This window comes from Candidatus Pantoea multigeneris (assembly GCF_011752615.1).
Classification (GTDB): domain Bacteria; phylum Pseudomonadota; class Gammaproteobacteria; order Enterobacterales; family Enterobacteriaceae; genus Pantoea; species Pantoea multigeneris.
In genome coordinates this window covers 347,551-370,459 of sequence record NZ_VWXF01000004.1, presented here as the reverse complement: position 1 = coordinate 370,459, position 22,909 = coordinate 347,551, and the positions used below count along the sequence as shown (strand labels likewise).

The window sequence follows — 22,909 nt, the reverse complement described above, 5'->3', positions numbered from 1 at the left end:
ACATTTACGATGAAGATCATGCATTGCCCGTTGAACGGGCCACGGAATATCTCTGAATTCAGCTATGGCGGCGAGTTAAAAGCCATTCCCGATGCCAGCACCTGTAGTGATGAAGCCTGGGCGGACTATGTGTTTTTCTCCGATAACAGTGCAGGCGTTGTGACCGAATGGTGGTATCACACCGCCTCAGGCTACTGGTTCCTTGCCGAACGTAACACGGTCACCGATGAGATTGTGCGCACCTTCGATGCCAGTGAACGTTTCCCCTATCCTGATTATCAGGACCCGGCGCTGCCTGCGCGGGTGAACCTATTACCAGAGGCGATTTCCCTATGAGCAAGCAACCGCAACGCCTCGCAGCGCCGATGGGGCGCTATATCGATCGTCAACAGCCGGTGAATTTCTCGTTTGAAGGGCAACAGCGGCAGGGATTCGCCGGAGATTGCATCGCCAGTGCACTGCTGGCTTACGGCCAGACAACGCTCTCACGATCGTTTAAATATCACCGTCCGCGTGGTGTGTTAACCATGGCGGGGCAAGATGCCAACACGCTGGTGCAACTGCCTGATGCCCCGAATGTTCTGGCGGATCAACAGCCGGTGGCCGAGGGGCTGCGCGTGATGGGGCAGAACTACAACGGCTCACTGGCGCAAGATCGTGACAGCCGCATGGAGCTGTTTTCCCGCTTTATGCCGGTGGGGTTCTACTATCGCGCGTTCTACAAGCCGATGGGGATGTGGAAACGCTGGGAACCGCTGATTCGGCGCAAAGCCGGTCTGGGCGTACTCAATTTGCAGGTAAAGCCCGGTTATCACGATAAGGCGTACCTGTTCTGTGATGTGATGATCGTAGGCAGTGGCCCGGCGGGTATGCAGGCGGCACTGACGGCAGCAGAAGGCGGGGCCAGAGTGGTGCTGGTGGAGCAGTCACCGCAGTTGGGTGGGGCCTTAAGCTGGGCGCGCTTTGCCGCAGATGCCCAACCGGCTGAACGCGAATTACACCGCTTGCACCAGGCGGTAAGCGAACATCCGGGCATTACCCTGTTGCTAAACGCTACCTGCAACGGCTGGTTCCAGGATAACTGGCTGCCTGTTATTCAGGGAACGCGAATGTTTAAAGTGCGCGCGCAGGCCTGTATTGTCGCGGCAGGCAGCTATGATCAACCGGTAGTCTTCCGCTATAACGACCTGCCCGGTGTGATGCTGACCAGCGCCGCGCAGCGCCTGATGCACTGGTATGCCGTGAAACCCGGCCAGCGTGCGGTGATACTGACCGGCAATGATGATGGGTATCTGGCGGCGCTGACGCTGCATGAGCAGGGAGTGGAAGTCGCCGGCATTGTCGATATGCGTGCCCACGCCACAGATCCCACCCTGGTGCAGCGACTGGCACAGTTGGGGATTGATATTCATACCCATGCCACGGTGTTTGAGGCTTTACCCGCCCGACAAACCGGCCATTTACACGCCGTGGAGGTGCGTAAAATCAGCGGGCAAGGCACGGTGGTGGCGCAAGGCGAAAAGATCAACTGCGATCTCCTGTGTATGTCCGGGGGCTACATGCCAGCCTGGCAGTTGCCGTGTCAGGCCGGTGCCAAACTGCACTATGCTGACGACAGCGCGCGTTTCACCCTTTCGAACCTGCCTCATGGTTTATATACCGCCGGTTCGATCAATGGCTGGCAGCAACTGGAGGATGTCCTGCACGACGGCGCGTATGCCGCCGGAGAGGCGCTGGCGCAAATTGGTCGTTCTTCGGCTTCAGCCACGCCAGCCCCACAGGGCGAGCTAGTGGGCAACTATCCGTGGCCGCTGTTTCCTCACCCCAAGGGCAAAGAGTTTGTCGATTTTGATGAGGATTTGCAGGTTAAAGACATCATCAACGCCACCCGACACGGCTATCGCGATGTGCAGTTGGTGAAGCGATTTTCCACCGTGGGCATGGGCCCTTCACAGGGACGCCACTCAGCATTGCCCACCGCCCGACTGGTCGCGCAGGCCACGCAGCGCAGCGTGAGCGAAACTGGCGTAACCACAGCGCGTCCGCCATTCAGTGCCGAAACCCTGGCACACCTGGCGGGGCGCAGTTTCGATCCGTGGCGCGTGACCGCCTTGCATCAGCATCACCTTAAATTACAGGCAGAAATGATGCCAGCCGGTAACTGGCTGCGTCCGGCGTGGTATCGCACTACAACAGCGCAAAATCGTCGTGATGCGGTGCAGCAGGAGGCGCTCAATGTGCGCAATAACGTCGGGCTGATTGACGTTTCTACACTGGGCGGGATTGAGTTACGCGGGCCGGATGCCGCTGAATTTCTCAATCGCATGTATACCCTGGCTTTTCATAAACAACCCACCGGTAAAACCCGCTATGCCCTGATGACCAATGAGCAGGGTGTGGTGATCGACGATGGTGTGGCCTGTCGTCTGGCGCAGAATCACTTCTATGTCACCGCGACGACCAGCGGTGTGGCGCGGGTATATCAGAATATGCAGCAGTGGAACACCCGCTGGCGCTTAAACGTCGATATCGCCAACGTCTCTTCCGCCTGGGCGGCGGTTAACCTTGCCGGACCGCGTTCCCGTGATGTCCTGAAGCAGCTCTGCACCGATGTGGATCTCTCTGCCAGCGCGTTCCCCTATCTGGCGTATCGTGAAGGCCATGTGGCGGGGATCCCTGCGCGCCTGTTACGTGTTGGCTTTGTCGGGGAGTTGGGGTACGAAATCCATGTGCCCGCGCGCTACGCCAGTGGCCTGTGGGAAGCGTTGATGTCAGCGGGTGTGGGGTTGAATATTCGCCCGTTTGGTGTGGAAGCCCAGCGCTTGCTGCGACTGGAAAAAGGCCATGTGATTATTGGCCAGGATACGGATGGCATGAGTCATCCCGCAGAGATCGACATGGGTTGGGCGGTGAACCGGCAGAAAACCCCGTTTGTGGGTCTGCGCGCCATCGACATTCTTGGTGGTCAGGCAGCATTGCGCAAACTGGTGGCGTTTCAACTGCCTGCCGATGCGCCACAGCCGCTGGAGGGGCATCTGGTGTTATCTGGCGACGCCATTACCGGCAACGTCACCTCCTGTGAATACTCACCTACCTTAAAAGCGATTATTGGCATGGCGTATGCATCACCTGAACATAGCTCTCCTGGCAGTCAAATTACGCTGCGGGTTGAAGGTGGACGGGAGCTGGTGGCGCAGGTTGTGAAATTGCCCTTTTATGACGCCGATAACTTACGACAGGAGTTATAACCTATGCAAAATCCAGGCTATAAGGTGACAACGTCACCACTGGCGCATCTCACCGCTGGCCTCAAACCGGTTTCAACCACTACGGGCGTTACGCTTCAGGATGCCTCATTGCAGGCGCGGGTGGGTTTTCGCGGCCGTCAGGCTGCGGGTTGGCTGGAGCTGCACGGTTATCAGGTGCCGGTTCGGGCCAATCAAGCCACCTGGCAGACGGATGGCTCGCTGGTGGTGCGTCTTTCGGCCAGCGAGTTTATGGTACTGGCGGATTCCGCCGCGTCTCAGCAGTCTGTGCAGCAACTGGAAGCAGGCTGGCAACTCAGTGATATCGCCTGCTATCTGTTACCGCGTCAGGATACCCATGCCTGGCTGCGGCTACGCGGTCCGGATATTGCCGCGATGATGGCAAAACTGTGCGCCGTAGACCTGTCAGCAGCGGCATTTCCAGCAGGCGCTGTGGCACAAACCTCGGTAGCGCGGGCTAACAGCATCGTGATTAATGCAGCAAAACCGGGCGAGAGTGCTGAATTCTGGCTGTTAATTGACAGCAGTCTGGCGGCCTGGTTCTGGGAAGCTTGCGGTGATGCCATGACCGAATTTGCGGGGCAATATTTGCCACAGTGACAACACATGGCCGTGTTGTGCTCAGGCTGGCACGGCCACAAACAGGACGAACCCTGATGTCAGTCTCCTTAATCGAAAATGACTACACTGTACCTGCGTTGTTTCGCGGCTTAACCATTCTGGAAATGTTCAACAGCCGCGAACGCATTCTTACCGTGCAGGATTTCGCCGACCACCTTGGCGTATCGACTTCTGCTATCTATCGGATTGTGACCACCCTGACCGAGATGAACTATCTGGAAAAGGTGGCGAAAAATACCTATCAGCTCGGGCCTCAGGTCATCTCCAACGGATTCAGCTACCTTGCCAGCCGCGATATCGTGGATATTGCGATGCCGCACCTGAACGATCTGCGCAACACCGTTTCAATGTCCTGTCACCTGACGATTCGCGAAGGCTGCGATGCGGTTTACATTTACCGCTCTTTTGCCTCGCAGCGGCTGTCAGTCAATGTCCCCCCTGGCACGCGAATTCCCTGTCACTGTAGTGCCGTAGGGCGCGTGTTGTTGACCGGCTTGACAGAAACGGAACTGGAACAGCTTTATCAGCATGTGCGACTGGATGGTTATGCCAGTGACGCACCGCGTACGCTACCTGAGCTGAAGCAGACGATTGCTGCTGATTATCAACAGGGCTGGGTAGAACATCGATCTGATTATGCGACGGCTATTGCTACTGCGCTGCGCGATCATCACAATCATGTTGTCGCGGCGATTAATGTGTCTGGCCCCGATGCGGTGATGATGGATGAACGGCAAAAAGAGAGCGTGCGTGAAGCGTTACTCTCTACCGCGCAGCGTATTTCGTTTGAATTGGGTAACTTACGTAAGATGACGGAGAAAATCAGGATCCGATGACCAAACCCACTGGCCTACACACGCTGGAGAGCAAACTCAGTCTTGAACAGCACATTGCGCGTTCGCTGAAACAACGCCGCATTTCACAGGGTGTAAAAATTTCCGACGTTGCGCGTATCGCGGGCGTCAGTGTGGGCATGGTGAGTAAGGTCGAAAATGCTCAGGTCTCGACTAGCCTCGATATTCTCAGCCGATTGTGTGACGCGATTGGCCTGCCGGTGTCTAAATTATTCAGCGATTACGATATCGCCAAGCGCGGTGCTCAACTCATCAAAGCGGGTGAAGGGATGGAAGTGGTGCGCACCGGAACCAATGTGGGCCACTCCTATCACTTGCTCAGTTATGCTCAGGGACCGGTGAAGTTGTATGAACCGTTCTTAGTCACCATGGATGATGCAGCCGAAGAGTTCCCGAATTTTTGTCACGCAGGCCACGAATTCCTTTATTTGCTGGAGGGGGAATTGATCTATCGACACGGCGAACGTTTGTATCCCATGTCACCCGGTGACAGCCTTTCATTTGATGCGGGTGTTCCGCATGGCCCGGAGAAATTAATTTCCGTTCCGATTCGCCTACTCTCCGTCATCCATTACGATGACCAGGAAGAATCTCGCTAAATCCGGTCTGCCTCTTTATATTCCAATCACAGCATTCATCCCTGAATCTTTATTTTCCTGGCAGATTAATTATTTCAATAATCATAAGTAAATATTATTCTGCGGCCTGTTTTACAGGCCGTCGACGATGGTGATCATGGCATCCGCCACGTCTAATCGCGCTTGTTTAGCCCGTTGATAGGCGGGGGAGTGATAGCAATCCAGGGCTGACTGGTAGTCATCAAACTCAATCAGTACATGTTTTACAAACGCACTTCCCTCCAGTGAAGTGGCTTTTTCCCCACGGGCTAAAAAACGCGCATTAAACTGTTTAAATGCTTCTGGGGCGAGCGACATATAATCCTGGTAACGCACAGGATCTTTTACCGTGACGTGTGCAATCCAATAAGCGGCCATTTATTTCTCCTCAGTTAATAATATCGTTTTAGCCAACATTGCGGCTTCGGTTAAATGCTGTTTTACCGCTTCTTTCGCTAATTCAGGATTGCCATTTTCAATGGCGGAATAGATACGCGACATACGTTCAAATCCCGCCACCTGGCGTTCATGGCTACGCAACGTCAGTGCGCGCAGGCGGCTAATCCGGCTATTGAGACGCTGGACGATTTCCCAGGCGATGGTATGGCGGGAAATACGGAAAATGGCTTCATAAAAATCCTGTGAAGCTTCAACGCGTTCAATGTCATCTTGCTGCTGTGAGGCCCGGCCAATACGCTGTAGCTTCTTGTGCAGGGCCTGTTTCTCCTTGCTGGTGGCAAGGCGGGCACAGTCATAAGCCGCTTCCTGCTCTAGCAACAGACGGATATCATAAATTTGCTCGGCGGTTTCCCAGGTCAGCAGGGCGACCATCGGCCCTTTCTTTGCCTGGTTCTCAATCAATCCTTCCGCTTCCAGGTAGCGAATCACTTCGCGTACCACGGTACGACTGACCCCTAATTCTTCGCTTAACGTACGTTCAATCAGACGATCGCCGGCTTTAAAATAACCAGAAATGATCGCCTGGCGTACTTTATTCAGCGCCAGTTCGCGCAGTGTAATCGGTGCATTTTCTATTTTTAGTGAAGGTTTGGTGACCATCTTATTCTCTTTTTCCAGGCCGCAAAGCAGCAGAGTGAAATATTCAATCAGGTAGTATTAGCACTATCCCATCCGAAAAGGCAACGTATTGCGTTGTCGTGACTGACGCAGTGAAAAAGCTAAATTAGCGCTGGCTCACAAATCCTTGATGTCATCATGCGCGGACAAGAATTTTCTTAACTCATTGATTATAGCTGGTTTAGTCGATGTTGCGATTCGCGATTAAGGCGGCTTTGTTTCGACCTCTTCGCTGCTTAAACCCCCTTATTTTTCAAGCCTTTCTGGTTCTATACCACATACTGCATACCGGATTATAAGAACACCATATGATGGTATACCAAGTTTTGACATACCATAAATTCCGATGTTATATCCCAACACGCAGTCAGGATTAACAAATCATTCACACATCATGAGAGGCGCATATGCACCCGGATATTCGTAAAACGCTGGTCACTACTGAAACGCTGTACGTTGATGGCGGTAAAGCCGCAACCCAACCCCTGATCATGATTGCTGCTGCGGCAGTGATTAAAAACCCGTGGGCAGGTGCTGGTTTTGTGGAAGATCTGGCGCCTAAGATTCGTGAAGTTGCCCCGGTGTTGGGTGAATTACTGACCAGCTTGATCATCAAAGAGGCGGGGAGTGGGGAACGCGTACAGGCGTTTGGTAAAAGTGCCGTCGTCGGGATGGATGGTGAGCTGGAACATGCTTCCGCGCTCATTCACACCCTGCATTTTGGTAACCATTATCGCAGCGCCGTACAGGGGAAAAGCTATCTCGCGTTTAACAACACCCGTGGCCCAGCGAACGCACCGGTGCTGATCCCAATGATGGGTAAAAACGATGAAGGAAGTCGTGAGCATTACCTCACCATGCAATTTAGCATCAGCGACGCCCCTGCCAGCGACGAAATCCTGGTAGCTCTGGGCGCGGCTCTGGGTGGACGCCCACATCACCGTATCGGCAACCGTTATCTTGATCTGAAAGAGTTGGGCCATGATGCGAAAAATCCAGCAGCTGTCTGAATTTAATCTGCGCGTCAGTTATCGGGAAGCCGGGCAGGGAATGCCGTTGGTTCTGGTACATGGCGTTGGAATGAATGCCGATGCCTGGCAGCCGCAAATTGAGGTGCTAAGCCGCAATTTTCGTGTGATTGCGGTGGATATGCCAGGGCATGGCGAAAGTGAAGGATTCACGCATTCGGCAACCTTGAGCGACTACGTACACTGGCTGGCGGCGTTTCTCCGCACCCAGCCGGAGAGACAGTTTGCCGTGGCGGGTCACTCCATGGGGGCATTGATTACCGCAGGTATTGCCATTGAACACCCTGACCTTATCGCTCAAGCGATTGTCATGAGCGGTGTATTCAAACGCAATGATGCAGCGCGCACCGCCGTATTACAGCGTGCGCAGGCATTAGCCAGTGGAGAAGCACAGCTCGATTCACCGCTGGGTCGCTGGTTTGATGATGTACCAGAGCAGCAGCAGCTACGTCAGCAGGTGGGTGAGTGGCTAACACAGGTGAACACCCAAGGTTATGCGCGGGCTTACCAGGCGTTTGCGGAAGGGGATCGCTGTTATGCCGACCGTTGGGGTGAAATCCGCTGTCCGGTTCTGGTGATGACCGGTGAGCTGGATGCCAACTCCAGCCCGCAGATGGCCAGCCAAATGGCACAGGCGGCACCGCAGGGCCAGTTAGTCGTAATAGGTAACGCAAAACACATGTTAAATCTGACAGACGCAGAACGGGTTAATGAAGAGTTCCTGCTGTTTCTTAAACCGGTGCATGCCGCTGTCAGTGACCAACAACCCGTTGAGGAGTAACCGATGGACGCAGAAAAACGTAAAGCACTACGTAACGCTTTTGGTACTTTCATGACCGGCGTGACAGTAGTCACTACACTGGATAGCGCAGGGACCCCGCAAGGGTTCACTGCAAACTCTTTCTCTTCTGTATCGCTCGACCCGGCGTTGTTGCTGGTTAGCATTGATAAGCGTTCGGCTAACTTTGCCACCTTTACCGAGAGTCGCCATTTTGCCATTAACGTACTCAGCGCGGGACAGCAGGAAACGTCGAATATCTTTGCGCAAAAAATACCTGACCGCTTCTCTCTGGTGGATTGGGTTGAAGCGGACTCTGGCGTGCCGTTGTTGGCGGGAAGTTCAGCCTGGTTCGAATGTGAGTTATGGCAGGTTGTTGACGCGGGCGACCATGCAATTCTGATCGGCAAAGTGGTTGAGTTTGAATCTCAAGGCAGCGCGGGTCTGGGCTACTATCGCGGCGCATACTTCACGGCACAACATCATATGGCTCAGGGAGTGACAGCATGAAACTCTCGCTATTCATTCATATGGAGCGCGTCTCAGCGGACGAACCGCAGGAACAGCTCTATCAGGAGATGATGAGCCTGTGTGAAATCGCCGATCAGGGTGGATTACACGCTATCTGGACCGGTGAACACCACGGCATGAATTTCACCATGGCACCCAATCCCTTTATCAACCTGGTGGATATTGCGCATCGGACGAAAAATGTCAGGCTCGGGACTGGCACGGTGATTGCGCCTTTTAGTCATCCGATCAAGCTGGCGGGTGAAGCCGCCATGACCGATCTGGTCACCGGCGGTCGCCTCGAACTCGGCATTGCACGCGGTGCATACTCGTATGAATACGAGCGGTTGATGCCGGGTCTCACGGCATGGGAAGCCGGGCAACGTATGCGTGAACTGGTGCCTGCGGTAAAAGCCTTATGGCAGGGAGACTACGCGCATCAGGGTGAATTCTGGCAATTCCCGGCCACCACCTGTACGCCACAACCGAAACAGCAGCCGCATCCGCCTATTTGGGTTGCCGCACGCGATCCCAACAGCCATGAATTCGCGGTGAAAAATGGCTGCAACGTCCAGGTTACGCCTTTGCATCAGGGCGAAGAGGAGATTGAACGCCTCGTCACCTGTTTTAAACAGGCGTGTCATGAGTACAAACCGGAACAGCCGTTGAAAATCATGCTGCTGCAGCATGGCTATGTTGCGGAAGATGACGCCGATGCCGATCGGGCGGCGGTCGAACTTAATCGTTTCTATAACTACTTTGGTGCCTGGTTTAAAAATGAGCGTCCGGTTTCTCAGGGGCTGATTGCGCCACTGAGTGATGAAGAGATTGCTGCCAACACCTATTACTCGGCAGAGATCATGCGCCGTAATCTGGCTATCGGCAGTGCTGAAGAAGTGATCTCACGCCTGAAACGCTATGAATCCCTCGGCTATGATGAGTTTTCTTTGTGGATTGACAGCGGTATGAGCTTTGCGCGCAAAAAGGCCTCGCTGCAACGTTTCATCGAACGGGTACTGCCTGCGTTTCAGTGAAGGAGTGATTGATGGAATCGTTTAAGCTTTATATTAACGGTGAATTCACCGAGGGTTCTGCCTGTTTTAACAGCCTGAATCCCGCCACGGCGCAGCCCTGGGCAGTGATTGCGGAAGCACGTGAGCCGGAAGTGGATGCCGCCGTTCAGGCCGCTGCCCGCGCATTTCAGTCTGGCCCCTGGCCCGCAATGACCGCCAGCGGTCGCGGTAAGTTGTTACTGCGCCTGGCCGATCTGATTACGCGTGATGCCGATCGCCTCGCCCGGCTGGAAACGCTGGATACGGGTAAAATCATTCGGGAAACCCGTTCGCAAATTGCCTATGTTGCAGAGTACTACCGCTTCTATGCCGGTCTTGCCGATAAAATGGATGGACGCACGCTCAGCATTGATAAAGCGGATATGGAAACCTGGACCCGTCGCGAGCCAGTAGGTGTGGTCGCTGCGATTGTGCCGTGGAATAGTCAACTGTTTCTCTCAGCGGTTAAACTGGGTCCGGCACTGGCAGCGGGTTGTACTGTGGTCGTGAAAGCAGCGGAAACCGCCCCGGCACCTTTGCTGGCGCTGGCTGAGCTGTTTCACGAAGCGGGCTTCCCGGCGGGGGTGTGCAACTTTATTACCGGTTTTGCGGCGGCATGTGGTACGCCATTGACGCAGCATAAACAGGTGAATCATATTGCCTTTACCGGCGGCCCGGCGACTGCGCAACACATTGTGCGTAACAGCGCTGAGAACCTGGCGCGGACGTCGCTAGAGCTGGGCGGTAAATCACCGTTTATTGTGTTCGAAGATGCCGATCTTGAAAGTGCCGCAAATGCGCAAGTGGCCGCCATTTTTGCTGCTTCAGGCCAGAGTTGCGTTGCGGGTTCGCGTTTGCTGGTGGCTGAGAGTGTAAAAGCGGCATTTATACAGAAGCTGGTGGAAAAAGTGGCACCCATTGTGATTGGTTGTCCGCAACAGCAGGAAACCCAGTTTGGTCCGTTATGTACCGAACGGCAGAAAACTTTTATTCAGCAAACCGTTGAACGCTCATTGCAGCAAGGCGCTCAACTGGTTACCGGGCATTATAAAATTGAAGGTGACGGCTATTACTATCCGCCGACCATTCTGGATTGCAGTGACAGCCCAGCCGCTGACAGCGTGATGCAGGAGCTGTTTGGCCCGGTGCTGTCAGTTATCAGTTTCCGCGATGAAGCTGAAGCTATCGCGCTGGCGAATAATACCGAATATGGACTGGCAGCCGGTGTCTTCACGCAAAATCTGACGAGTGCGCACCGTATCACCCGACAGCTCCGTTGCGGCGTAGTGTGGTTAAACACCTATCGTGCGGTATCACCACTGGCGCCCTTTGGTGGACATGGGCTCTCGGGTTCGGGCCGTGAAGGGGGCGTTGACGCTGCCCTGGAATACACCACAACGAAAACGGTGTGGCTGCGCACCAGCGATGAACCTATCGACGATCCCTTCGTCATGCGATAACACCCGTAGTAACCGGTAACTGCTATTCAGCGTTACCGGTGGAATTTTGTTACCAGGAACAGACCGCCAGACTCGCTACCAGAGAAGACAAAATAACTTTTGTCTGGATGGCTGTGCATTTTTTACAGAGGTTTCTATTAATTAAATATTCAACCCGGAGGCTAAAGTGAATAACGAGCCATTAAAAAGCAGTTTTATAGAAAATAAATCCGTGGATTATGTACCAGAATCAGAACGCCATGGGCGATCACGTAGTTTATTTACCCTGTGGTTTTGCACCAATATTGCACCGCTAGCCGTAGTCAGTGGTGCAATTGCTACTCAGCATTTCCATTTAAATATTCTTTCGGCATTAACGGCAATTATTGCAGGGCATGTTTTCGGCGGTATATTTCTTGGTCTGACCTCAGCACAGGGCCCTCAGGTTGGGATACCGCAGATGGTGCAGAGCAGGGCGCAGTTTGGTCGTTATGGCTCGCTATTGGTGATCGCTTTTACTTCTGTGATTTACCTGGGGTTTTTTATTTCGAATATCTCTCTATCCGGCAAAGTGATTAATAATGTGATACCGGCTATTCCGGTGCACTCGGCCACTATTGTGGGCGCGGTGCTGGCCACATTAATTGGTGTCGTGGGTTATCATTTTATCCATCGCATCAATAAAGTCGGGGCCTGGGTCATGGGCGGCGCACTGGTTGCCGGGCTCGTCATGATGCTCTCACTTCCTTTACCGGCTGATTTTTGGCAGCGTGGCCAGTTTACTTTTGCAGGCTGGTTCGCCACGTTTTGTATTGGTGCTGTCTGGCAAATAAGCTTCTCTCCCTATACCTCAGATTACTCGCGCTACCTTCCTGCCAGCGTTGGCGTAATGAGACCTTTCTTAGCCACCTGGCTGGGCGCTTGCTGTGGCACCATTCTTGCCTTTGTGTTCGGAATGCTGGCTGTGAATCTGGTTCCCCAAGGCACCGATGCCATGATGGCGGTGCGGCAGGCAACGGGTTGGTTAGGGCCGGTACTGATGGTGCTGTTCCTGATCAATATCATTTGCCATAACTCGATGAATTTATACGGTGCGGTGCTATCACTGATCACTGCTGTGCAAACCTTTTTACCGGTGTGGCATCCGCGCGCATTGATCAGGGTTATCGTTTCTGGCGCGGTCTTGATTGGCTCAATTCTGGTGGCGCTGGCCGCCGCGGATAACTTTGTCACTTTCTTCATCAACCTGATTTTGGCGCTGATCTCAGTGCTAATCCCGTGGTGTGTGATTAATTTGATGGACTTCTACTATCTGAACCAGCAGCGCTATGACGTAACGGCGATTTTCCGCGCGGATGGCGGCCGTTACGGCTTGCTCAACGGCAAAACGTTGCTGGTTTACTTTATTGGTATCGTGGTGCAGATCCCGTTTGTTGAGAATGCCTTCTTTGCCGGCCCCTGGGCGAAGCTGGTGCCGGGCGCTGACGTGTCATGGATTATCAGCCTGGTGGTGACCTGTGTGATTTTTCCGTTGGTTCAGCGCAAAAGCGAAACCATGGTGATCGGACGCGAGCGGAGTAAAGCCTGACTCAAATCGCCCCGTACAAGGATGACGGGGTTTTATTCCTGGGGGAAAAAAAACCCGCCGAAGCGGGGGTCACATTCGTGACAACACCAGGGAAACTGTATCTAACTGTTATAGCGACTTCTGTACTAGTGCGTTTCAGATTCTGTGCTATTCATAAGAAAAATTTTTGAATGGCAATGTGTGCAACGACCCCACCGAGAACGCTGTAAATCAGATTTCGTGTCCGCCAGGCGATGAAAGCGACCGGAATAGCCGCTAAGGCATCCGCGTTGAGCAAGCCATTGAACTGACCCGCTGGGGCAATAACCGCAGGCAACGTAATACTGGCAATAATCGAGACGGGAATATATTCGATCACCGCATTTAACAGACGCGCCTCGTGTGGAAGACGTATTTTAAACGGGAGGAGCCGCGTGAGGTAGGTGACTACCATCATAAAAGCCACAATCCCAATCAGGAAAATTTCTTCAGACATAATCCCACTCCACAGCCTACGGCGGTTGCGATAAACACATTCAGTGATGAGGGCATCCAGGCATTCATTAACAGGGTGGTGATCACGGCGCTGAGGGCAACACACAGTTTTTGCCCTGAGTTGCACAGTGATACCAGCACAAAAATCATCATCGCAGTTAATGCGTAGTCGAGCTTGAAATCGACTAAATGCGCCAGGTATTCTGAGGCTATCGCCCCGACCAAACCGCCTGCGATCCAGAACAGATGACACCAGGTGTTGAAACCCACCAGATAACCATAAGAGGTGGTTTTCTCTGATGCGAGGCGCTGGCTGTGTAACGCAAAAGACTCATCCGTCAGGCCAAAGGCGTACAGTGCCTTTTGGCGTGGTAACAGCTGCATGAAATCGAGTTTTTTTGCCATATAGACCGCCATAAGAATATGGCGGGCGTTAATCAGAAACGTCGACAGGACGATAGTAATAAAGGAGCCACTGCTGCTGAGTAATGCCAATGCGGCAAACTGGGAAGAGCCACCATAGACAAAGATACACATTGCTACGGGCAACCACAGTGGAAAGCCTGCATTCACACACATCATGCCGAAAGCAAAGGCGACAACAAAGTAGCCGGCAACCACAGGTAAAGCATCATAAAAGCTTTCTCGCCAGGGCATGCGCGGGGCGATTAACTCACTGCTCATAGATCGATCTCGCAGGTGGTTTCACCCTGGGTTGGCGCAAATCCCTGACGATGCCAGAAATTGAGCGCCAGTTGATTTCTGTCATCAATAAACAGAAACACCCGTTTTACGCCGCGCTCGCGGAAGTGCTGCAACAGTGACTGCGTCAGGGTGGTGCCAATTTTCATCTGGCGATAGCGTGGTGAAATTGCCAGATGGTTAACGGTGCCCCGCGTTCCCATAATGCCACCAATTGCCGCCCCCACCAGCCTGCTATGAGGGTCCATGGCAATATAGCAGCAGCCCTGTTGCGACAGAATCAGCAACTCCAACTGTTGGCGATCTTGCCATTCACAAAAAGAGACTTCTTGAAAGAAGCGCAGAAACTGCGCTACTGCTTCAGCATCTTCTACCTGAGCCTGACGAATTGTCAGGCCATTTAGTGAAACAGCCTCTGATGAGGGGGCCGCACTAAATTGCAGGTTACTTGATAATGTCATAGTCAGTTCCCGGTCTGGAAAAAGAGATGGCAATGATCTGGCGATAACCCATTTTATCTTTCGTTGGGTTAAATGCGGTGGTGACGTAATGTAATAATTCACGGTCGAGGAAAAATGTCGTGTCTAAAATATTGCGATAGGTCCCTGAGTCGATCAGTTTTTCCTCTTTGGTGAATACCTGACTCATCGCGCCTTCGACATTTTCACGTCCCCAGAAATGCACGGCACTAAAAGGATAACCATCACAGTGGATACCTTCTGGCGTAATTTCAATCTCCGCACCGGGATTAATTTCAATACGGATTTGATGGATTTGGCACTGCCATATTTTACTGTGTAGTGCTTCCGGCAGGACTTCTTTATAAACCTCAAAATCCAGTTTCACTAACGCCTGTAATACAGCGGAATTAAAGATCTCGGCGCTGACATCGTCAAAGTGCCGTACCATACCCCCGACATAACGGTTATGTTCTGTTGACTGCTCATAAGCACGGTGCTCAAGGCGAGTTAACGTTTCACTAGCCGGGTCGTATTCGAAGTCGCTATAGCTGCGATAGCGAGCACCGCGGTCGGCTTGCCCGTAGTAGTTATCTAACCCCAGGGTTTCCCAGCTTTTCGTGAAGCGAACAAATTCACTGAAGCCGCCGGTCAACGCGAAGTCGCTGCCAAGAACATTAACTGCTTTATTAGCTCGTAGGGTGTGCCCTACGTTTTTATTGAGTTTTAGCATTGTAATTATCGCTTAAATATAAGGTGTCATTGCTGTGGCGAGTAAATTATCAAATGCAAAAAATATGAAAATGAAATTGTTTTTCACGTGACTGAATTATAATTTCAGTCACGACAAGTGAATTATTTTTTGGGGAGAGTTATTAATAGTCGCTGTTGATGCAAAAACGCAATTGAAAATAATTAATCGCCCTGATATAAAGAGGGCTATAGCGGATAGAGGTGTAAAAGCCGTGGATATTAAAGTACTGAAAAATATATTAAAAATGGCTCAGGCGGGATCATTAACCTGCGCGGCAGATGATGCACATCTGACCGTACAGGCGCTGGCTGCCCAGCTGAAAAAGCTGGAAGAGCACTGTGGCTTCCGCTTATTTTTACGCACCAATAAAGGGATTGCACTGACAGCAGACGGGCAGGAATTATTGCCTTTTATCATGAATGTGGTGAAAAGCTCGGACCAACTACAGCAAAAAATTCATCAGTTACGTCAGCGTGAACCGTTACCGCTGCGTTTTTCATTAAACAGCACTTTCTCGCTGGATATCAATCAGAACATCATGCGTTTTATGATGAAAAAACTGGGTAATTATCGTCCCGTTTTCAGCACTTCTGAATCGCCAGATAACGTGCAAAAGATGGCGAAAGGGGAGTCTGATATCGCGGTGGTGATTGGTAACATCGTCCCTGACGGGTTTTACTGTATCCCGCTGAAAGGACTGAGTATTAAGGTGGTTGCGGCAACGGACAGTAGCCAGACTGGCCCGCTGACTGCATTGATCAAGCCACTGCCAGAATGCCCCTACTTGCAAAGTTTCGAACGCTTTATCAGTGTCAGCGGGGATAAATACCCCGGTTTAATGACGCTTTACTCCGGCAGTGAAATTGTCAGCATTTCAATGCTCAAAAGCTTTGGCAGCATAGGCATCGTTTCTAGAGCAATGGCAGAGCAGAACAACCTGACGGTACTCCCTCACTTTGAAGATGTGCTGAACGTTCATCTGGTAATGAAAGAGCCACTGCTTGAAGAGAGCGATCTGGAGCCACTTTACAGCAATGTGGTGCATCTACCGGAAATTCAACTGACCGCCTGACACGTCAATACCCCTTTTCAGTCACCGCATGCCATTGTGCAGTGACTGAAATCACCTCATTAATTACAACATACCGTTAGTGGTTCAGCCCATAGCGCAGCCTCCAGCACTGTGCAGTGCTTGTTGCTTACCACCCTTTACGGTGATTTTTCAAAAATGGAGTCGATATGTTTGTTGATAACAGTAGAAATTCTACAGTTGTGGTGAAGACATATTCAGATGATGCGAATACAGCGTATGTGCAGTCAACTGCGGTTGAAGATCGCGCTGCTATTCAGGATCGTGTGGAGGGTGTGCGTCATAAAAGAGACATTACTGCGAACCAGAGTAATCAATTAACTACGCGATCCTTATCTGACTGTTTCTTTAACAGTAAAGTGAGAGAAATCATTAAAACGGCAGTAAACTCACTGCTGACTGCCAGACACCATCTGTTTTCAGGTCAGAAAATATATCGTCTCACAGCATCTTTCAGTCCTCGGCTTCCGGGTATCAATGATGCCAACCGTGCCATCAAAGAAGCACTGTGTGATATTAAAAATCAGTGTACTTACTTAGCATTAAATCAGAATGCTAATCTTCACTCTTCTTTTTTTTCTTCTGTTGAGAATCGCAATTATTTAGCACAGATCGTGCGTAACACCGCGTTGAACCAGTTTGATTTCAATCGTTCAGTTTCGGTGAGTGCTGAAATTTATGACGGAAACATTATCGTTTCGCTACATGGCTACGTTAAAAATGATGTCAGAGATAAATTTGTCTTTCCCGTTACACACATCGGTAACTCAATTAATGCATTGCTGCTAAATGCAAGCCAGCCTATGTTTCCCGTGAGTCGCCTAACAGGCGGTCGTCTCACGGTATGGGATGATGGAGAGTGGAATGTTAACGATATTCTGAATGCTTATCGTATTAAAAACGTGGCCGTAAATGACATTGATGCAATCAATCTGTCGCTTAAAGATCTTGAGGAAAAGAAATGGCGATATTTTCGCCACGCCGATGGTGATGATATTGACTGCCAGTGGCATTTGGGCCAGAACGTATTCAATCAATATTATCTTGAAAAGAATCTGGTGGAGAGCAGTGGCAACTTAACAGTATTGCTTGATACTTTTCTGACACAGCATGTTTCTCTCATCATGGCAGATTTAGCTGAGATTAATACAGATAGCGCATGCAGACCCGGTAGGAACATCTACCAAACAGTTGCAGATGCATTACATCGGTATGGGGGATTAAATACTCAACTTGTCATTGGTTACGAAATAAATAACAGCACGCAACAAAACCTTGTTCAGCCAGGTATTTCCTTACCAGAGTATTTTGTAAAACCTTCTTTTTATCATTGCAACCCAATCCACTATGCGGGCTTAAGTGACTATCTTAACAACATCAAACAGCAGACGATGACATTCTATCAAAAAGAGAATGAAGTTTGTTTGAATCATGCTGTGCTGGCAAATGATACATCCACCAGAATACTGGATTTTCCCTCACTCTACTCGCTAAAGCATGTTTCGATGAAAGTTTCATCTCCAGCATTGGAGAAGAACAGCTACAGTCTGGATAACAAGTACGTTAAATGCTTTAATCTTCGATCCGATAAATATCCTGAACGCTATATTGAGAGAAATTTCTCAGAGTGGAATTATATTATTTCACAATTTATATCCTCTTTTTCCACTCAGGCCAGACAAGCCAATGGACGCCTGAGCGATATACCTGCCATCACAAAAGCAATTAAACTATTGTCTAATGATAATCCCGGGCTTAATGTTGCTCAAGCAGTGACGGATTTAGTGACGATCTATTATGATCTGCTCGCACAACAGAATGAACGTCAATTGAGTTATTTACTGACGTCGCATATTTCGCAAGAAGAGTTTTGTGCCCGTGCGCTTGCTAAACAGTTGAGCATTGATTCAGACCATTGGGCCGTGTTTTTTACTCATACGCTGCCGATAAAAATTGAACGTAATGTAGATGTAAAAAACATCTCATTCTTCGAGTTGGTGTTTAATCCAGATCTTCGCTCTCGTTTTGATAATCCCTCTAATCCTCTTTACGATAATAATGACAGCGAATTTCACTGCTCTTCTCTTGGCGCGAACCTCAGGGAAACCGGAATTGTAGATGAGCTGCATAGCAGAAATACGACACAGGGCTTGATTGCTATTTTTTGTCCCGCGGCAAATGAAATCTCATCCAATCGTACTTTCGCTAAAATTTTGGCGAATCCTGAGGCTGCATACGCAATTTTCAACCAGCATCAGATCAAGAACCTGGTGGAAAGGTTCAGGCTCATTGAAACGGAGTCAAGCATACTGCGCAGTGCAAATGCATCTCTGAGTTTGAGTAAATTCATGTCTGACAGTGATTTTATCAGAGATGGCTTGCCAGTTATCGATGCACAGTTTTTGCAATCTGGCTCTCATGAAGAGGGGGGTAATGTATCTCTACGTATTAGTCATTTTCTAAACAGTTCACAACAGCAGAGTGTTATGAATAAAACCGATCACTTTAGACAAATGCTGGTCAACCGATATGCAACCAATAAAGAGGTGTTTTACCTCACCCAACCTGCAAACTCTGAGGGAAGTTTATGGCGGCAAATCAAAGATCAGTTGCTACAGGTCGCCCGTTTTATTCCGTTCCCACCTTTGCAGGCAGCCGTAGTATTGGACGACCTTATTGAAGGACGTGATGCTGAAACTACTACGATTGATGCTATTTTTGCTTTTGCACCCTTATTGAATCAGATCAAATCCATTAAAAATATTGCCACTGTACTTCATGATGTGGCGAGTTTTGATGTGTTTGCGCATAGCATTAAAGACGCGGTAAAGGCGATTAAACAGGGAGATTATCCACAACTGGCTTTAGATACCTTTAATACTGTGGCGAACGTACGTTCCCCGCTTCATTGTGCAGGTCATATTACGGAGCCTCTGCGTGCTGAGAATGTTCCTGAGATAACGACAGCAGCCAGCAAGCATATTGTCAGTGATGAAAGGCATCCACTGTCAGGTTTGACACCCATTAAAATATCGGGTGAAGATTTTTATCTCTATCCCACCATTCATTCTCCGACACGCCTTTACCGCTTTGATCCAGGCAACCCCTCGGTACCAAAACCTACCACCTGGTTTGCTGCTAAGGATGCGGGTTTATGGCGTATTACATCTGGGCCCAGAGGCGGAGGGCCGGTGCATTCTTGTTTACTCCTGCCAACAGAAGGCGATCCCTTCGCTTATTATGGCTGGGAAGGCCTGATTAGTGATATTTCCAGTAAACGAATACAAGCAACACCGCAGTTGATACAAGAGCACATTTTTGAAACGGGGGAGATAAACTGGCAGGACGATGAAAAAGGCTATGTCTACACGGGGATGACTTTTCGTGGCGACCGACGAGTTCCGGCAGTGGTGTTTGCCGAAGGGTTTAAGCTACGTCGACCCGTTGATTCCCTGGCTGAGGTAACCGGTATGCGGGGGGGATTTGAGGGAGGGCGGGATCAGCAGGATATGGATGGCAAAGGGATCTCAACCTCTGCATTTTACGACCGCGATCGCGCCGGTGCCTGGTATTACGGTGGTGACCGAGGCGGCCATACTTATGTCATTGATGGCCGCTCTCTGGAGGGTTACCATCTTTATGCCAATCGGCTTACTGTCACAGCGCCAATGCAACGCCGCGTCTCCTACCATCCTTGGGAGATTAACTACGGCGTAGATATCCCTCCCGGTTTAATCATTGGTGCTTTCAACCGACACCACCAGTTCCGGCTAAATCCGGCCTACCTGGCCGCGCAAACTCTGGCAATTCCAGGATAAAAGCACGCAGTGCATAACCATTTCTATTTTTCAGAAAAGCTTATGTGATTTTTGCATTTGTAGATAATGGCTATCATCATTGAAAATGGGAGTTTGCTCGACGGATCGCCCCGCAGAGCCATAAAAAATGACTATTTAGCCGTAACTGGCACGCTTTTCTCCTAAACAGGAGAGTATTGCAGTCTCAATCAGGAGAAATCTTTCGTGAAATTTGCTCAACGCCTGACTTTACTTGCACTGGCAGCAGTGATGACACCTGCATTCGCTGCAGAAAATGCAGTTCCAAGTGAGAGTTCAGTGCATGTCGAAGCCGATCAGGCGCTACATAAACTGTTGCCTGCGGATATCCTCAAACGCGGCTATATCGTTGCCGGTACTAACCCGAATACTCCGCCAACCACCTTCTTCAAAGAAGATAATAAGACCCTGGCAGGCCGCGAAATTGATGTCATGAATGCGGTCGGTGAGCGTTTAGGGATTGCGGTTCAGTGGCGTGATACCGGGGGCTTTGACAACATCATTCCGGGCCTGAAAACCGGCCGTTACGATGTGGCTTTATCCAATATCAATGCGACCCAGGCCCGTCTGAAGCAGGTGGACTTCGTTGGCTATTATGATGCCAGCCGTTTAGGTGTGATTGCACAGAAGGCAGCAAATATTCCTGCGTTCACCTCTTTCGACGCGATTTGCGGTCAGCAAATTGGTGCCGGTGCAGGTACGACCCAGGTCACTCGTCTTGAAGATGCCAGCAAAGCGTGCGAAGCCGCAGGCAAAAAACCGCTGAACATCGCCGTGTTCCCGGATCGTCCTGCGGGCGTTCAGGCAGTGGTGAGTGGCCGGGTGCCAATGTTCTTCGGTCCCATTGAAGGTCTGGCATGGCAGGCGAATCTGGTGAAATCACTGACTGTTGTGGGTGAAATTCACGTGGATGATAAGCCGGTTTCCGTTGCTTTCCCGAAAGACTCTCCGCTGGAACCTGCGGTGCAGGCTGCTCTGAACTCACTGATTAAAGATGGTAGCTATCAGAAGATTCTCGACCACTGGAACATCGGTTTTGGTGCGTTGAAATCTGCCCCACGTAATGAAGAGATGTTTCGATGAAATTTGTTCCTGAGCATACCGACGATTTGCGAATTGTCGGTAAGCGCTACTATGGCCGTTGGCTGAGTGCCATCATCGTACTGCTGTGTGTGGCGGCAATGGTGAATTCGATGATCAATAACCCGCGTTTTGAGTGGGGCGTGATCGCCGAAAACTTTACCGGGGCCTCGATATTACAAGGCGTGTTAATGACCATCCAGCTCACGGTGATCTCTGTGGTGCTGGGCTTTGCCTTTGGTACGGTACTGGCGCTGATGCGTTTGTCCTCGAATCCGGTACTCTCATCGGTGAGCTGGGCCTATACGTGGTTTTTCCGTGGCGTGCCCATGCTGGTACAACTGTTCCTCTGGTACAACATCGCCGCGCTCTATCCTTCAATCTCCCTGTCACTGCCGGGGTTGGGTGAAGTATGGAGCGCACAGTCAAATGCTTTGATTAGCCCCTTCAGTGCCGCTGTGATCGCATTGGTTATGCATCAGTCAGCCTATGCGGCGGAGATTGTCCGTGCGGGTATTCAGAGTGTCAGCAACGGTCAGATTGAAGCGGCCCGTGCGCTGGGGTATCGTCCGGCACAGATTTTCCGCTTTACCGTACTGCCTCAGGCCATGCGCGCCATTTTGCCACCTGCGGGCAATGAAGTGATCGGTCAGCTGAAAACCACTGCGGTGGTTTCGGTGATCTCCCTGCAGGACGTGCTGTTTTCGGCACAGATCATTTATCAGCGTACCTATGAAGTGATTCCTCTGCTGTTGGTGGCAACGTTGTGGTATCTGCTGCTGACATCGGTACTGTCTGTGGGACAGTATTGGGTGGAGCGTCATTTCTCTCGTGGTGTCACCCGTAATCCGCAAGTGAACTGGGTCGGCCGTCTGATTGCGGCTCGCCGCCGTCGCCTTGAGCAAGGAGTTGAACATGGCTGAGGCGATCACACTGCGCAAAGTGACCAAACGTTTCTCCGGTAACACCATTCTGAATGAAGTGAGCCTTGAGATCCCGGCCGGTTCGGTTACGGTGATTCTCGGACCATCGGGTTCGGGGAAATCAACGTTGCTTCGTTGTATCAATCACCTGGAGAAGCTGGATGGCGGTACGATCCGCATCGGTGAAGAGTTGATTGGCTACCGGCAAAAAGGGCAGACGCTGCATGAGTTGAGCAGCGGTGAGATTGCGCGTCAGCGCAGCAAAATGGGCATGGTGTTCCAGCAGTTTAATCTGTTCCCGCACCGTACTGTTTTGCAAAACATCATTGATGCGCCGATGCGCCTGAAAAAGCAAAGCCGCCAACAGGCGACTGAAAAAGCGATGAGCTTATTGCAACAGGTGGGATTAGCCGGACGCGAGAATGAGTGGCCGCAAAACCTCTCTGGTGGTCAGCAACAGCGTGTAGCCATTGCTCGTGCTCTGGCGATGGACCCGGGCGTGATGTTGTTTGATGAACCCACTTCTGCGCTAGACCCTGAGCTGGTAGGTGAAGTGCTACAGGTGATTAAACAGTTAGCGCATTCCGGGATTACCATGGTTATCGTCACGCACGAGATTGGTTTTGCGCGTGAAGTGGCGGATAACCTGGTGTTCATGGAAGCGGGAAAAATCGTTGCTGCTGGCCCGACACAGGCCGTGCTGGACGATCCTGAAAATACGCGCGTGCGTAACTTTATCGCCACGGTGTTGTAATCTATTCA

At 51.0% G+C, this 22,909-nt stretch carries 22 protein-coding genes; 16 read left to right on the top strand and 6 right to left on the bottom strand.

Annotation, left to right across the window (positions count from 1 at the left end; translation table 11 throughout):
* Positions 1-9 precede the first annotated feature (9 nt).
* The 5 genes from F3J40_RS12540 to F3J40_RS12520 are packed head-to-tail and all read left to right on the top strand — an operon-like array spanning position 10 to position 5,340.
* Positions 10-336 carry a sarcosine oxidase subunit delta gene (locus F3J40_RS12540; RefSeq protein WP_167015075.1) on the top strand — a complete coding sequence of 109 codons (327 nt, stop codon included), beginning with the start codon at positions 10-12 and terminating at the stop codon, positions 334-336.
* A complete protein-coding gene (locus F3J40_RS12535) occupies positions 333-3,248 on the top strand; it encodes a 2Fe-2S iron-sulfur cluster-binding protein (RefSeq protein WP_167015073.1) in 2,916 nt (971 codons plus the stop codon). The genes F3J40_RS12540 and F3J40_RS12535 overlap by 4 nt, the downstream gene beginning before the upstream one ends.
* Positions 3,249-3,251: 3 nt before the next feature.
* Positions 3,252-3,866: a sarcosine oxidase gene (locus F3J40_RS12530; RefSeq protein WP_167015071.1), complete on the top strand. Its 615-nt coding sequence runs from the start codon at positions 3,252-3,254 to the stop codon at positions 3,864-3,866.
* Positions 3,867-3,922: 56 nt separating this feature from the next.
* Positions 3,923-4,723 (top strand): IclR family transcriptional regulator, encoded by an 801-nt coding sequence (locus F3J40_RS12525; RefSeq protein ID WP_017346670.1) that lies wholly within the window; start codon positions 3,923-3,925, stop codon positions 4,721-4,723.
* The gene (locus F3J40_RS12520; protein WP_167015069.1) at positions 4,720-5,340 is read left to right on the top strand and encodes a helix-turn-helix domain-containing protein; all 621 of its coding nucleotides are present in this window, start codon (positions 4,720-4,722) and stop codon (positions 5,338-5,340) included. The genes F3J40_RS12525 and F3J40_RS12520 overlap by 4 nt, the downstream gene beginning before the upstream one ends.
* A gap of 111 nt (positions 5,341-5,451) precedes the next feature.
* On the opposite strand, the gene F3J40_RS12515 is transcribed toward F3J40_RS12520, so the two are convergent.
* The gene (locus F3J40_RS12515; RefSeq protein WP_017346672.1) at positions 5,452-5,736 is read right to left on the bottom strand and encodes a DUF1330 domain-containing protein; all 285 of its coding nucleotides are present in this window, start codon (positions 5,734-5,736) and stop codon (positions 5,452-5,454) included.
* On the bottom strand, positions 5,737-6,417 hold the full coding sequence (locus F3J40_RS12510; protein ID WP_167015067.1) for a GntR family transcriptional regulator: 681 nt from the start codon (positions 6,415-6,417) through the stop codon (positions 5,737-5,739).
* A gap of 425 nt (positions 6,418-6,842) precedes the next feature.
* Between F3J40_RS12510 and F3J40_RS12505 the strand changes: the two genes are divergently transcribed.
* The 6 genes from F3J40_RS12505 (at position 6,843) to F3J40_RS12480 (ending at position 12,830) form a co-directional block, all read left to right on the top strand.
* Positions 6,843-7,445, top strand: coding sequence for an amino acid synthesis family protein (locus F3J40_RS12505; protein WP_017346674.1), 603 nt, complete (start codon positions 6,843-6,845; stop codon positions 7,443-7,445).
* On the top strand, positions 7,417-8,244 hold the full coding sequence (locus tag F3J40_RS12500) for an alpha/beta fold hydrolase (RefSeq protein ID WP_167015065.1): 828 nt from the start codon (positions 7,417-7,419) through the stop codon (positions 8,242-8,244). Before F3J40_RS12505 ends, F3J40_RS12500 begins: the two co-directional genes overlap by 29 nt.
* 3 nt (positions 8,245-8,247) lie before the next feature.
* Positions 8,248-8,751, top strand: a complete 504-nt coding sequence (locus F3J40_RS12495; RefSeq protein ID WP_167015063.1) for a flavin reductase family protein — start codon at positions 8,248-8,250, stop codon at positions 8,749-8,751.
* The gene (locus F3J40_RS12490; protein WP_167015061.1) at positions 8,748-9,785 is read left to right on the top strand and encodes an LLM class flavin-dependent oxidoreductase; all 1,038 of its coding nucleotides are present in this window, start codon (positions 8,748-8,750) and stop codon (positions 9,783-9,785) included. The genes F3J40_RS12495 and F3J40_RS12490 overlap by 4 nt, the downstream gene beginning before the upstream one ends.
* A gap of 11 nt (positions 9,786-9,796) precedes the next feature.
* Entirely contained in the window at positions 9,797-11,263 is a 1,467-nt protein-coding gene (locus F3J40_RS12485) for an aldehyde dehydrogenase (protein ID WP_167015059.1), read from the top strand.
* A gap of 166 nt (positions 11,264-11,429) precedes the next feature.
* On the top strand, positions 11,430-12,830 hold the full coding sequence (locus tag F3J40_RS12480; protein ID WP_167015057.1) for a purine-cytosine permease family protein: 1,401 nt from the start codon (positions 11,430-11,432) through the stop codon (positions 12,828-12,830).
* 151 nt (positions 12,831-12,981) lie between these two features.
* On the opposite strand, the gene F3J40_RS12475 is transcribed toward F3J40_RS12480, so the two are convergent.
* Genes F3J40_RS12475 through F3J40_RS12460 form a run of 4 tightly spaced genes read right to left on the bottom strand, consistent with a single transcriptional unit; the run spans position 12,982 to position 15,197 of the window.
* A complete protein-coding gene (locus F3J40_RS12475; RefSeq protein WP_167015055.1) occupies positions 12,982-13,305 on the bottom strand; it encodes an AzlD domain-containing protein in 324 nt (107 codons plus the stop codon).
* Complete coding sequence (locus F3J40_RS12470) at positions 13,284-13,988, bottom strand: AzlC family ABC transporter permease (RefSeq protein WP_205297332.1); 705 nt, start codon at positions 13,986-13,988, stop codon at positions 13,284-13,286. The genes F3J40_RS12475 and F3J40_RS12470 overlap by 22 nt, the downstream gene beginning before the upstream one ends.
* Positions 13,985-14,467 carry a GNAT family N-acetyltransferase gene (locus F3J40_RS12465; protein WP_167015053.1) on the bottom strand — a complete coding sequence of 161 codons (483 nt, stop codon included), beginning with the start codon at positions 14,465-14,467 and terminating at the stop codon, positions 13,985-13,987. The genes F3J40_RS12470 and F3J40_RS12465 overlap by 4 nt, the downstream gene beginning before the upstream one ends.
* Positions 14,451-15,197: a 2OG-Fe dioxygenase family protein gene (locus F3J40_RS12460; protein WP_167015051.1), complete on the bottom strand. Its 747-nt coding sequence runs from the start codon at positions 15,195-15,197 to the stop codon at positions 14,451-14,453. Before F3J40_RS12460 ends, F3J40_RS12465 begins: the two co-directional genes overlap by 17 nt.
* A 232-nt stretch (positions 15,198-15,429) precedes the next feature.
* On the opposite strand from F3J40_RS12460, the gene F3J40_RS12455 reads away from it, so the two are divergent.
* From F3J40_RS12455 to F3J40_RS12435, 5 genes are all read left to right on the top strand, one after another.
* Positions 15,430-16,290, top strand: a complete 861-nt coding sequence (locus F3J40_RS12455; RefSeq protein WP_167015049.1) for a LysR family transcriptional regulator — start codon at positions 15,430-15,432, stop codon at positions 16,288-16,290.
* Between the two features lie 167 nt (positions 16,291-16,457).
* Positions 16,458-20,126 (top strand): hypothetical protein, encoded by a 3,669-nt coding sequence (locus tag F3J40_RS12450; protein ID WP_167015047.1) that lies wholly within the window; start codon positions 16,458-16,460, stop codon positions 20,124-20,126.
* A 204-nt stretch (positions 20,127-20,330) separates the two neighbouring features.
* Positions 20,331-21,227 carry an ABC transporter substrate-binding protein gene (locus F3J40_RS12445; protein WP_167015045.1) on the top strand — a complete coding sequence of 299 codons (897 nt, stop codon included), beginning with the start codon at positions 20,331-20,333 and terminating at the stop codon, positions 21,225-21,227.
* Positions 21,224-22,147, top strand: a complete 924-nt coding sequence (locus F3J40_RS12440; RefSeq protein WP_167015043.1) for an amino acid ABC transporter permease — start codon at positions 21,224-21,226, stop codon at positions 22,145-22,147. The genes F3J40_RS12445 and F3J40_RS12440 overlap by 4 nt, the downstream gene beginning before the upstream one ends.
* Positions 22,140-22,901 carry an amino acid ABC transporter ATP-binding protein gene (locus tag F3J40_RS12435; protein ID WP_167015041.1) on the top strand — a complete coding sequence of 254 codons (762 nt, stop codon included), beginning with the start codon at positions 22,140-22,142 and terminating at the stop codon, positions 22,899-22,901. The genes F3J40_RS12440 and F3J40_RS12435 overlap by 8 nt, the downstream gene beginning before the upstream one ends.
* Positions 22,902-22,909 lie beyond the last annotated feature (8 nt).